At 66.2% G+C, this 12,272-nt stretch carries 10 protein-coding genes; 6 read left to right on the top strand and 4 right to left on the bottom strand.

Annotation, left to right across the window (positions count from 1 at the left end; translation table 11 throughout):
- Positions 1 to 15: 15 nt before the first annotated feature.
- Positions 16 to 1,014, bottom strand: coding sequence for a LacI family DNA-binding transcriptional regulator (locus tag ACP7AR_RS07955; RefSeq protein ID WP_426184486.1), 999 nt, complete (start codon positions 1,012 to 1,014; stop codon positions 16 to 18).
- A 152-nt stretch (positions 1,015 to 1,166) separates the two neighbouring features.
- Here ACP7AR_RS07955 and ACP7AR_RS07950 point away from each other — a divergent pair, with 152 nt between their 5' ends.
- The 6 genes from ACP7AR_RS07950 to ACP7AR_RS07925 all read left to right on the top strand — a co-directional run bounded on the left by ACP7AR_RS07950 (position 1,167) and on the right by ACP7AR_RS07925 (position 9,494).
- Positions 1,167 to 2,465: an extracellular solute-binding protein gene (locus ACP7AR_RS07950; protein ID WP_426184484.1), complete on the top strand. Its 1,299-nt coding sequence runs from the start codon at positions 1,167 to 1,169 to the stop codon at positions 2,463 to 2,465.
- A gap of 8 nt (positions 2,466 to 2,473) precedes the next feature.
- Positions 2,474 to 3,490, top strand: coding sequence for a carbohydrate ABC transporter permease (locus tag ACP7AR_RS07945; protein WP_426184482.1), 1,017 nt, complete (start codon positions 2,474 to 2,476; stop codon positions 3,488 to 3,490).
- The gene (locus tag ACP7AR_RS07940; RefSeq protein ID WP_426184480.1) at positions 3,487 to 4,377 is read left to right on the top strand and encodes a carbohydrate ABC transporter permease; all 891 of its coding nucleotides are present in this window, start codon (positions 3,487 to 3,489) and stop codon (positions 4,375 to 4,377) included. The genes ACP7AR_RS07945 and ACP7AR_RS07940 overlap by 4 nt, the downstream gene beginning before the upstream one ends.
- A gap of 26 nt (positions 4,378 to 4,403) precedes the next feature.
- Positions 4,404 to 6,782 (top strand): beta-glucosidase, encoded by a 2,379-nt coding sequence (locus ACP7AR_RS07935; protein WP_426184478.1) that lies wholly within the window; start codon positions 4,404 to 4,406, stop codon positions 6,780 to 6,782.
- Positions 6,783 to 6,845: 63 nt separating this feature from the next.
- Complete coding sequence (locus tag ACP7AR_RS07930) at positions 6,846 to 8,030, top strand: ROK family transcriptional regulator (protein WP_426184476.1); 1,185 nt, start codon at positions 6,846 to 6,848, stop codon at positions 8,028 to 8,030.
- Between the two features lie 138 nt (positions 8,031 to 8,168).
- Positions 8,169 to 9,494, top strand: a complete 1,326-nt coding sequence (locus ACP7AR_RS07925; protein ID WP_426187690.1) for a short-chain fatty acid transporter — start codon at positions 8,169 to 8,171, stop codon at positions 9,492 to 9,494.
- Between the two features lie 19 nt (positions 9,495 to 9,513).
- Here the strand turns inward: ACP7AR_RS07925 and ACP7AR_RS07920 are convergent, their stop codons facing one another.
- The 3 genes from ACP7AR_RS07920 to hpaD are packed head-to-tail and all read right to left on the bottom strand — an operon-like array spanning position 9,514 to position 12,265.
- Positions 9,514 to 10,323, bottom strand: coding sequence for an HpcH/HpaI aldolase family protein (locus ACP7AR_RS07920; RefSeq protein ID WP_426184474.1), 810 nt, complete (start codon positions 10,321 to 10,323; stop codon positions 9,514 to 9,516).
- The gene (locus ACP7AR_RS07915) at positions 10,308 to 11,093 is read right to left on the bottom strand and encodes a 2-keto-4-pentenoate hydratase (protein ID WP_426184472.1); all 786 of its coding nucleotides are present in this window, start codon (positions 11,091 to 11,093) and stop codon (positions 10,308 to 10,310) included. Before ACP7AR_RS07915 ends, ACP7AR_RS07920 begins: the two co-directional genes overlap by 16 nt.
- 8 nt (positions 11,094 to 11,101) lie before the next feature.
- Positions 11,102 to 12,265, bottom strand: coding sequence for a 3,4-dihydroxyphenylacetate 2,3-dioxygenase (hpaD, locus tag ACP7AR_RS07910; protein ID WP_426184470.1), 1,164 nt, complete (start codon positions 12,263 to 12,265; stop codon positions 11,102 to 11,104).
- Between the last annotated feature and the right edge of the window lie 7 nt (positions 12,266 to 12,272).

Below are 12,272 nucleotides of genomic sequence, written 5' to 3'. Positions count from 1 at the left end.
GCCGCCGGAGGCGTCTCAGCGTGCCGGCGCCGACGTCGATCCACGGGGGATGAGTTCAGCAGGCATCCGGACATGCTCCGGCTCGCCGCCGCCGAGCATGCTGAGCAGGACGCGCACGGCCACCGCGCCCATCGTGGCGAGAGGCTGTCGCACTGTGGTCAGCTGCGGCGTGTTCGATGCAGCCTCCGGGATGTCGTCGAAGCCGACCACGGAGAGATCCTCCGGCACGCGCAGGCCGCGCTCAGCGGCGACCCTGATCATCTCTATCGCGGAGAGATCGTTGGCCGCGAAGACGGCCGTGGGTCGGTCGTCGAGATCGAGCAGTGCGTGCGAACCGGCGGTGGCGCTCGCGGCGCGATATCCGCCTTCCTCGACGAGCGCGGGGTCGAACGGGATGCCGGCGCTCTTCAGTGCAGCGCGATACCCGCGCTCGCGCTGATGCGCCGATTCCAGATCGGTGCGACCGCGCAGGTGTCCGATACGGCGGTGTCCGAGCGTGATCAGATGATCCATGGCGGCGCGCGCTCCGTCGACGTTGTGCACTGCCACTGTCGCAGGGCCGTCCGCCCCGGTGTGCGGGTCGACCGCGACGATCGGGACCGCCGATCTCGCCGGGGTGGTGGTCGGGGTGACGAGGATCGCTCCGTCGATGAGCGTGCCGCCGAGTCGCGAGAGGGAGCGGCGCTCCCACCCGAGATGATCTCCGGCGGAGACCGTGCCGGCATATGCGAGCACGTCGTAAGGAGTGTCTTGGAGCGCGGTCGAGACGCCGCGCAGCAGTTGCAGCGCGAACGGCTCGAACTCCGCCACCAGTACGCCGATCACGTTCGTCCTGCCTCGCCGCATCGACGTGGCGACGAGTGAGCTCTCGTAGCCGAGCTCGGCCACGACGCGGAGTACGCGGGCGTGAGTGGCCGCGGACACGCCGTCGCGGCCATTGATCGCCTTGGAGACTGTGGCCACCGAGACCCCGGCGGTGCGGGCGACATCGGTGATGGTTGGCCGAGCATTCATGGAGTCAGCCTAACCGAATAGAAAACGTTATCGATATCGTTTGACATGCTCGTGGGAGCGGTGTCAGAGTGGGCACACGAACACATTGGTGTGGCTGACAACAAATAGTCGTGTCGCGCTGCACGAGAACTCGAAGAAGAGGAGAACACAGCATGAAGATGCGAAAGGCATTGACGGCGGGTGCTGCGGTCGTCGCACTTGGTTCGCTTGTCCTGACCGGCTGCACTGGCAGCAGCGGTGGCGGCGGCGAAGGCGAGGGCGGCGAGACCACCCTCACGATGTGGCACAACTCGACGACAGGCGACGGCAAGCAGTACTGGGAAGACGCCGCGGCTGCATTCCACGAGGCGAACCCTGAAGTGACGATCAAGGTCACCTCCATCCAGAACGAAGACATGGACGGCAAGCTGCAGACCGCCGTCAACTCGGGCGACATGCCGGACATCTTCATGGCTCGCGGTGGCGGCAAGCTCGCCGACATCGTCGAAGCGGGCAAGGTGAAGGACCTCACCGACCTCATCGATGACGACGTGAAGACCGCATTCGGCGAGGCACCGTTCAGCGCGTTCACGGTCGACGGCAAGGTCTACGGCGTGCCGAGCGCTGTGCTGCCCGGTGGCATCTTCTACAGCAAGGACCTGTTCGACCAGGCAGGCATCGACGCGGAGCCGACGTCCATCGCCGAGCTCGAAGACGCCGTGGACAAGCTCAAGGACGCGGGGATCGCCCCGATCGCGCTCGGCGCGAAGGATGCCTGGCCCGCCGCGCACTGGTACTACTTCTTCGCTGTGCGGGCATGCGGCCAGGACGTCATCGAGAACCTGGCCACCAGCCCCGACTTCACTGATCAGTGCTGGCTGGACGCCGCTGACAACCTCAGCGAATTCGCCGCCACCGAGCCGTTCAACGACGGCTTCCTGACCACGTCGGCCCAGCAGGGCGCCAACTCGTCCGCAGGACTCGTCGCCAACCACCAGGCTGCCATGGAGCTCATGGGCGCCTGGAACGTCGGCGTGATCGCGGGTCTCACACCTGACGGAGAGCCGCTGGCCGACCTCGGCTGGTTCCCGTTCCCGGAGGTCGACGGCGGCGACGGAGAGCCCGGCGCCATGATGGGCGGCGTCGACGGTTACTCCTGCTCGACAGATTCGCCGGAGTCCTGCGAGGAGTTCCTCAACTTCATCGCATCGAAGGAATGGCAGGAGAAGTACGCCGTCGCCTTCCAGACCATCCCGGCCAACCAGGACGCCACCGGAGCGGTGACCGATCCGTCGCTCGTTCCGCTGATGGACGCGTACGGAAAGGCACCGTACGTGTCGCTCTGGCTGGACACCGCACTCGGACAGAACGTCGGAAACGCGCTGAACACCGGTGTCGTCGAGATGCTCGCAGGTCAGGGTGACCCGCAGAAGCTCGTCGACAGCATCGCGAACGCAGCGGCAAGGGGCTGAACGGCGACATGACCGAATCTCAGGCGCTGATGACACCCACTGCGCCTGCGAGGAGAAACCGTGTCGGGACCGATAGTGCATCGGTCCCGACACGGGCGCCGCGGCGGCCTGACTGGCGCAAGCGCGGCGAGATCATTCTCCTGGCAGGACCTGCACTGCTGGTCTTCGTCGGCTTCGTCATCCTCCCGGTGATGATGGCCGCGTTCTACGGCTTCTTCAAATGGAACGGCTACGGCTGGCCCACCGAGTTCGTCGGACTCGACAACTACGCCCTCATGCTGCAGGACGACACGTTCCGCGCAGCTGTAGGGCACAACTTCACGATCGTCGTACTCTCGCTCGTGATGCAGGGGCCCATCGCGATCCTGTTCGCGCTGCTGCTGAACCAGAAGATTCGCGGTCGATCGGTGATCCGTGTGCTGATCTTCGCCCCGTACGTGATCGCCGAGGTGGTCGTCGGCACGGGCTGGAGCCTGATGCTCCAGGACGCGGGAGCGCTGAACTCGCTGCTCGAGAAGGTGGGCCTCGGAGCGCTGCAGAACTCATGGATCGCGGATCCGGCGATCGCGATGTGGTCATTGATGATCATCATCACGTGGAAGTACATCGGCTTCGCCGTGATCCTCATGCTCGCCGGGATGCAGTCGATTCCCGAAGAGCTCTACGAGGCCGCCGCCATCGACGGCGCCGGCTTCTGGAAAGCGCAGTGGAGCATCACGCTCCCATTGCTCGGCCCGACCATCCGCATCTGGGCATTCCTGTCGATCATCGGATCGCTGCAGCTGTTCGACCTCGTCAACATCATCTGGGGTCAGTACATCGCAGCCACGGCCGGAACGTCGACCATGGCGACCTACATGTACCAGAACGGGCATCTGGCAGGCAGCTACGGCTACGGCAACGCGGTCGCCGTGATGCTCTTCCTCATCTCACTCGTCGTCGCCCTCGTATACCAGCGGTTCATTCTCCGCCGCGACACCGAAGGCGCATTGACGGGGGACAGCAGAAAGGGGGGCCGGCGATGACCGACACTCTGAAGACTTCGGTGGCGATCCAGGCGATCGGGCCGCGAGGGCGTCGACGCCCGGCATCCGGTGTGCGCTGGGGGAGCCCGGGCGTCTACCTGCTCGCAGTGATCCTGATCACGATCTGCATCACTCCGATCCTCTACATCATCATCGGTGGGTTCCGCACGAACTCGCAGATCACCAACGACCCGTCGGGATGGCCGGCGCCGTGGGAGATCGCGAACTACACCAACGTCCTCGGCAGCAGCGAATTCTGGACGGCGATGGTCAACTCGACCATCTCCGCTGTCGGCACCACGCTCGGCGCCGTCATCCTCGGAATCATGGCCAGTTATGTGATCGCCCGCTACGACTTCGGCGGCAAGGGCATCATGTACGCGTTCTTCGCCGCAGGGCTGATGTTCCCGATCACGGTCGCGATCACACCTCTCTATCTGCTGATCCGCAACCTCGGCCTGGTCAACAGCCTCGGGGGCATCATCCTGCCGCAGATCGCGTTCGCCCTGCCGACCACGATCATCATCCTCGTGCCGTTCCTGCGGGCGATCCCGAAGGAACTCGAGGAGGCGGCATCCATCGACGGTGCCTCGCGACTCGGCTTCTTCTGGAGGATGGTGATCCCGCTGAGCCTGCCCGGAGTGATCACCGTCGGCATCCTCGCGTTCATCGGGTCGTGGAACGGGTACATGCTGCCGCTGTTCATCCTCAACGACTCCAGTCTGTTCACCCTTCCGCTCGGGGTGCAGAACTTCTCATCGCAGTACTCGGTCGACACCGCGAAGGTGCTGGCGTACACCTCGCTGTCCATGCTGCCGGCGTTGATCTTCTTCAGCATGTTCGAGCGTCGAATCGTCGGCGGGCTCACCGGCGCCGTCAAGGGCTGAGCAGCGCTCCAAGGTCTGAGCAAGAGATGAAAGAGAGATCCGTGTCGGATACCAACGCGGGAGTTCCCGCCATGCCCGCAGTGTCGGAACGAGTCCGTGCGCTGCACGCGCAGATGACCCTCGACGAGAAGCTCGCGCAGATCGTCGGGTACTGGCTCGACCAGAACGGGGTGGTCGCCCCGATGCAGTCGGAGATGGCGGCGGGCCAGCAGGATGGCGGGCACCTGGAAGATGTGACGAAGAACGGACTCGGCCAGTACACGCGCGTGTACGGTACGAGGCCGGTGGAGCCGACCGAGCGCGCCGCCTGGCTCTGGGCAGAGCAGCGTCGACTCAAGCGCGAGACGCGACTGGGGATTCCTGCGCTCGTGCATGAAGAGTGCCTCACCGGACTGGCGGCGTGGAAGGCTGCGGCGTTTCCCACCCCGCTCGCCTGGGGGGCGACGTTCGACCCGGATCTCGTGCAGGAGATGGCTGCATCCATCGGGGAGTCGATGCGGGAGCTCGGGATCCATCAGGGTCTCGCGCCGGTGCTCGATGTCATCCGCGATCCCCGCTGGGGGCGAGTGGACGAATGCATCGCGGAGGATCCGTACGTCGTCGGCGTGCTCGGCAGCTCGTATGTGACCGGCCTGCAGTCCGCGGGGGTGCACGCGACTCTGAAGCACTTCGTCGGATACTCGGGCTCGCGCGCAGGGCGCAACCATGCACCGGTCTCCGCAGGTCCGCGGGAGATCGCCGACGTGTTCCTCCCGCCGTTCGAGATGGCGCTGTTCGATGGCGGGGCCCGTTCCGTCATGAACTCCTACGCCGAGATCGACGGCGTGCCGCTCGGCTCCAGCGAGGAGTACCTGACCGATCTGCTGCGGGGCCGCTGGGGATTCGACGGCGTCGTCGTCGCCGACTACTTCGCGGTGGCGTTCCTCGAGGTTATGCACGCGATCGCTGCTGACCGAGGAGGCGCCGCAGCCGCAGCACTGACCGCGGGGATCGATGTCGAGTTGCCGACCGGTGACGCATACCTCGCACCGCTTGCCGAGCGGATCCGCGCCGGCGAGTTCGACGAGGCCTTCGTCGATCGGGCGGTGCTGCGTGCGCTCGCTCAGAAGGAGGAGCTCGGGCTGCTCGAGCCCGATGCGTTCGAGGATGAACCACCCGCTCACGTCGACCTGGATTCGCCGCGTCACCGCGACATCGCGCGACGCATCGCCGAGGAATCGATCGTGCTGCTGTCCAATGACGGCATCCTGCCCCTCGCGGATGCGGCCGCCGCACCCTCACGCGTCGCCGTGATCGGTCCGAACGCGCACCGTGCCGAAGCGCTGATGGGGTGCTATTCCTTCGCCAACCACGTGCTCGCGCATCATCCGGAGTTTCCGATCGGATTCGAGATTCCCACGTTCCTGGAGGCGTTCGAATCCGAGGCAGGACAGGACACGGATGTCGTGTACGCCAAGGGCGCCGACGTGGAGGGCGACGATCGCACCGGATTCGACGAAGCTGTTGCGGCGGCTGCCGGTGCGGACGTGGCGATCGTCGTCGTGGGTGACCAGGCGGGTCTGTTCGGCCGAGGCACCGTCGGCGAGGGGAACGACTCCGAGACGCTGGAGCTGCCCGGTGTGCAGCGTGAGCTGGTCGATGCCGTCGTCGCGACGGGGACGCCGGTCGTCATGATCGCGCTGACCGGTCGGCCGTACGCGATCGGCTGGGCGCTGGACGGCGAACATCGGCCGGCCGCGGTGCTGCAGACGTTCTTCCCCGGGGAGGAGGGCGCTGCAGCCCTCTCCGGCGTGATCTCCGGTCGGGTCAATCCCTCGGGAAGAATGCCGGTCTCGCTGCCCCGCGCGGCAGGAGCTCAGCCGTACACGTACCTGCATCCGCGCCTCGGCGGGGCGTCGGACGTCACGGCCACCGACCCCACCCCGGTGCGTCCGTTCGGTTTCGGGCTCTCGTACTCGCCGGTCGTGTACGGGGACCTCGTGGTTGACGCGGAAGCGTCAGCCGGTGCAGCTTTCTCCGCAGCCGTCGAGGTGACCAACACCGGAACGCGCACGGTGGATGACGTCGTGCAGCTCTATGGTCGTGATGTCGTCGCCTCGGTGACGCGTCCGCTGGCCCAACTGCTCGCTTTCCAGCGTGTGACGCTCGAGCCCGGTCAGTCCGCGACGGTGACCTTCTCGGTGCCCACCCAGCGGTTCGCATTCAGTGATCGATCGATGACGCGTGTGGTGGAGCCGGGTGATGTCGAGGTGTGGGTCGGAGCCGATGCCGCTGCGACCGAAGCCGCGGGCACTGCGACGCCGCGCTCGAAGCTGGCCATCACCGGTGACGTGCACGTCCTCACGACCGCCGACCCGCGTCTCGCGACCGCTGACGTGAGGGCATTGGAGCACGTGCCGCGCTGATCCATCGCCGACGACCGGATATCGTGTCATGAGCAACTCAATGGGAGAACGGCGGGGGACACGATGGCTGAGCGGGCATCGAGCGTCGAGCGCGTGCGCGCGGCGAACCTCGGCGAGGTGCTGCGACTGGTGCATCAGCACGGTCCTCGTTCGCGCGCCGTCATCACCGCCGAGACGGGGCTGAATCGCTCCACCGTTGCGGACCTGGTCGCGGAACTCGCCTCGCGCGGGCTCGTCGTGGAGCAGGAACCGGACCCCACTCGACGTGTCGGCAGACCCTCGCCGATCGTCGCGGCCGGCGACGATGTGATCGCGATCGCAGTGAACCCCGAAGTCGACGCGATCGAGGTCGGCGCCGTCACGCTCTCAGGGCGGGTCTGCGAGCGCGCGCGCATCGAATGCGCAGAGGCCCCGAGCATCGACGACGTCGTCCGCGTGGTCGCGAATGTCGTCGAGGGCTGGAGAGCAGGCGCGCTGGCAGCGAGCCGGTTCGTCGGAATCGGTGTGGCGGTTCCAGGCCTCGTCCGCGTCGAGGACGGCGTCGTCCGGCTGGCTCCGCACCTGGGCTGGCTCGACGGCGACATCCGCTCACCCCTCTCTCAGCGGCTCGGACTGCCGGCGGCGATCGACAACGACGCCTCGCTCGGTGCGCGTGCCGAACGACTCTTCGGCGCAGCGCGCGAGCACAGGAACGTCGTCTACCTCAACGGCGGCGCCAGCGGCATCGGCGGCGGTCTCATCCTGCAGGGCGTGCTGATCGGCGGCGCCGGTGGATACGCAGGAGAGTGGGGCCAGACACGTCCGAGCATCCCGGCCGAGGCCGACCGGCGCACCAGGGGCGGAGTCCTGGAGGATGAGGTCAACAGGGCGAGGCTGCTGCAGGTCGCGGGTCTGGGAGCGGTCGATGATCCTGCGTTGGCCGCTGCGCTGTCCGACGTCGATCGTCCGCAGGTCGCCGAAGAGATCGCCCGTCAGCGACGGATTCTGGCCGCGACGCTCGCCAACGCGGTGAATGTGCTCAACCCCTCGATGATCGTGCTCGGCGGGTTCCTCGGCATGCTCAACGACAGTGATCCTGACGGCTTCACCGCCGACGTACGAGCCAACGCACTCGCGGCACCCGGCGAGCAGGTGGAGATCCGTCCGGCCGCTCTGGGCGCTGATCGCCTCCTGATCGGCGCGGCGGAAGCCGCTTTCGCTGCGCTTCTCAATGATCCCGCTCGCACTCTGGACGCACTCAGGGCGTGATCAGCAGGCCGTCCACGCGGCGGCCGCGCTGGCTCCCTCGAGTTGCATGGGCCGTTGCTATGGTGAAGCCAACTCAGCCACCGGACGAAGGAGTTCAACGTGTCTCAGACCACGCAGAAGCAGGGGTCGCGCGGCGTGATGCGCCCGATCAACCGGTTCCTCGAGAGGTGGATCCCTTCCGCCCTGACGTTCGCGATCGTGCTGACGCTGATCGTTGCGATCCTCGCCATGACGCTCACGCAGACGAGCCCGATCGACGTCGTCAAAGGCTGGGGCGATGGGCTGGCCGGGCTCCTCGCCTTCATGACGCAGATGTGCTTGATCCTGCTTCTCGGGTACATGCTCGCGAACACGCGCCCCGTGCAGAAGCTGCTGCGGTGGCTTGCGCGAGTGCCGGGCAACGCCGGCTTCGCGTATGTGTTCGTGTTCGTGATCGCGGCGGTCGCCAGTCTCATCACCTGGGGACTCGGACTCATCGTCGGCACGCTGCTCGCGCGTGAGATCGCCGTCGAGGCGCGCAAGCGCGGACTCAAGGTGCACTTTCCCCTCCTGGTCGCGGCCGGCTATTCAGGATTCGTCGTCTGGCACATGGGGTACTCGGGCTCTGGGCCGCTGACGGCGGCCACACCTGACTCGTTCCTCGCGCCGAGCCTGGGCGGCGAGGTGCTGCCCATCACCGAGACGACCTTCTCGACATGGAACATGCTGGCGGCACTGGGTGTGATCATCGTCGTCGGCTTCCTGATGTATCTCATCCGCCCCAAGAAGAACGACCCGATCTACGAATTGCCGGAAACGGTCGGATCCGAGGCGACAGACGAGTATGACGACCAGGTCGTCACGCCGGCCGATCGCATCGACGCCTCTCGCATCCTGACCACGATCGTCGGCATCGGGCTGGTGATCTATCTCATCGTGCACTTCGTCCAGGGCGGAACCCTCACGCTCGACATCGTCAACTGGTCGTTCCTGGCGCTCATCCTGCTGCTGGTGCGCAGCCCGTTCGAACTGATCCATCTCACCAAGAAGGCCGCGTCGAACGTCGGCGAGATCCTCGTGCAGTTCCCCCTGTACGCCGGAATCCTCGGGATCATGTCGACATCGGGCCTCATCGCGCTGTTCTCTGACGCGTTCGTGTCCATCGCGACGCCGACCACCTTCGGCGTGCTGGCACTGCTGTCTGCCGGCATCGTGAACTTCTTCGTTCCCTCAGGCGGCGGACAGTTCGCAGTGCAGGGGCCGATCATGCTGGACGCCGCGAACCAGCTCGGCGTCGACCCGTCGATCGCCGTGATGGCGGTCGCCTACGGTGACCAATGGACCAACATGATCCAGCCGTTCTGGGCGCTGCCTGTGCTCGCGATCGCCGGGCTGAAGATGCGTGACATCCTCGGCTACACCTTCATCACGTTGCTGGGCTCCGGCATCGTGATGGCTGCGGCGTTGCTCTTCGTCAGCCTGTGAGCCGATGTGGTCGTGTAGCTCAGTAGCTCGCGTGCTCAGCGGAACCTGCGTCGGGGATCCACTCCGCCGCGAGCTTCTCAGTAGCGCGGGCCAGGATCGACACGTCGGCGGCGACCAGCGCGAAAGATGCTCCGGCGTCGAGGTAGCGACGGGCGATCGCAGGGGCGAACGCGTTGACGCCGACGGGCTTTCCCGCCGCCCGCACGGTCGCGATCGTCCGTTCGACGGCCGCGATGACGTCAGGATGCTCCTGCTGTCCGAGTAGACCCATGGATGCCGCGAGGTCGCTGGGACCGATGAAGACCGCGTCGACACCGTCGACCTCCGCGATCGCACGGGCATTGCCGACCGCGGCATCCGTCTCGATCTGCACCGTCAGGGAGGTGATCTCGTGCGCCCGGTGCAGATAGTCCTCGATCCTGTTGAACTGCGCGGCGCGCGCGAGCGCACTGCCGACCCCACGGATGCCGCGCGGAGGGTAGCGGGTGGCCGCGACGGCGGCAGCGGCTTCTTCTGCTGTGTTCACCATCGGCACGAGCAGGTTCTGGGCGCCGACGTCGAGGACCTGCTTGATCAGCGTCGCCTCAGCCGAGGGCACCCGGACCACTGGTGTGATCGGGTACGGCGCGACGGCCTGCAGCAGCGAGAGGGTCGACTCCAACCCGATCGGACTGTGCTCCCCGTCGATCAGTGTCCAGTCGAGCCCGGAGCCCGCGACGATCTCGGCGGCGATCGGACTGCCGGAGCAGATCCATGCGCCGACGAGCGGGCGGGTGGCCTCGCCCAGACGATCCCGGAAGGAAGGGGCGGGCTCTAGACGAAGCGGCATGTGATTGTTCCCATCGGTCCGTAATCGCACAGCACCTGATCGCCCTTGGAGATCCACATCGGGCGGGTGAATGAGCCGGCGAGGATGATCTCTCCCGCCTCCAGTCTGGCGCCGTGCTGGTGGAACTTGTTCGCGAGCCACGCGACCCCGGTGGCAGGGTGGCCGAGCACTCCCTGGGCGACCCCGGTCTCCTCGATCTCGCCGTTGCGGGAGAGCACGCCCGGCACCCAGCGCAGGTCGATCTCATCCGGGCGCTTGTGCACATCGCCGAGCACCATCGCACCGTAGGCGGCGTTGTCACTGATCGTGTCGACGATCGTGCGTCCCTCGAGCTCGATGTGCGAGTTCAGCACCTCGAGCGCAGGGACGGCGTAGTCGATCGCAGCGAGAGCGTCGTCGAGGGTGCAGTCCGGTCCCTCCAGCGGTGCCTTCAGCACGAACGCGAGTTCGACCTCGATGCGCACATTCGAGAAGTGGTCGAACGGGATGTCCGAACCGGACGCGTACACCGTGTCGTCGAACATCACCCCGTAGTCGGGCTCGGTGATCCCCGTCGCCTGCTGCATCGCCTTCGACGTCAGACCGATCTTCCTGCCGACCAGCCGGCGCCCCGCAGCGACGTTCTTATCGCGCCATATGCCCTGAATGGCATAGGAGTCCTCGATCGTGGCATCCGGGAACCGCGAGGTGATCTTCGGGATCACCGTCCTGTTCTGCTCGGCCGCGGCGAGCTCATCTGCGATCTGCTCGATCGCATCCGGTGACAGCATCCGTCCTCCTACAGCTGGTGGCCGAGCTTGTATTCGCCCTGTTTGTACTCGGGCATCGCGGCGTCGTCGTCGGGACGAGTGTACGAGAACCCGTCGGCGCCGATCGTGACCGCCATCTCGCTGTCGTCGGTGCGCGCCTGAACCGGCTGCGGGTTGCCGTCCAGGTCGAGCACGAGCGACGCGTCGGTGTACCAGGAGGGCACTACGGGGTTGCCCCACCAGTCGCGGCGCTGGTTGTCATGCACATCCCAGGTGATGACCGGGTTGTCCGGATCGCCGGTGTAGTAATCCTGGGTGTAGATCTCGACCCGGTGCCCGTCGGGGTCGCGCAGGTAGAGATAGAAGGCGTTGCTGACGCCATGGCGGCCGGGACCGCGTTCGATCGCATCGGATCGGCGGAGGGCTCCGAGCTTGTCGCAGATCGCGAGGATGTTGTGCTTCTCATGCGTGGCGAAGCACACGTGATGCATCCGCGGACCGTCGCCGCCCGTCATCGCGGTGTCGTGCACGGTGGGCTTCCGGCGCATCCATGCCGCGTACACCGTGCCATCCTCGTCCTGGATGTCCTCGGTGACGCGGAAGCCGAGATCCTGCATGAACTTCACGGCGCGCGGCACATCGGGGGTGACCTGGTTGAAGTGGTCGAGGCGCACGAGCTCGCCCGGTGTGTGCAGGTCGTAACGCCACGACATCCGCTCGACGTGGTCGGCCTGGAAGAAGAACTCGTAGGGGAACCCGAGCGGATCCTCCACGCGCACCGCGTCGCCGATGCCCATGACGAAGCCGTCAGGGCGGCGCTCGACACGGCAACCGAGCTCGGTGTAGAAGTCGACGGCACGGTCGAGGTCCTCCGGGCTGCGCACGCGGTACGAGAATGCGGCCACCGCGGCGACCGGACCCTTTCGCAGCACCAGGTTGTGATGGATGAACTCCTCGGTGGAGCGCAGGTAGATCGCCTGGTCGTCCTCTTCCGTGACGTACAGACCGAGGATGTCGACGTAGAACTGGCGGGATGCCGCGAGATCCGTGACCACGAGTTCCATGTACGCGCAGCGGAGGATGTCGGGCGGGGTGCTCGTCGGCGTCGCGACGGGGTCGTCCGAGTGGATCGGCGCCTCCTGGCTCACGTAATAGCCCGAGGAGGTCAGGGTCATGTCTTCACGATTGGTCATGTCAGCG

Origin of the sequence: Microbacterium sp. TWP3-1-2b2, assembly GCF_049896145.1 — a bacterium.
GTDB lineage: Bacteria > Actinomycetota > Actinomycetes > Actinomycetales > Microbacteriaceae > Microbacterium.
Note: the sequence above shows the minus strand (reverse complement) of the source record. Positions and strands in the feature narration are given on the sequence as shown.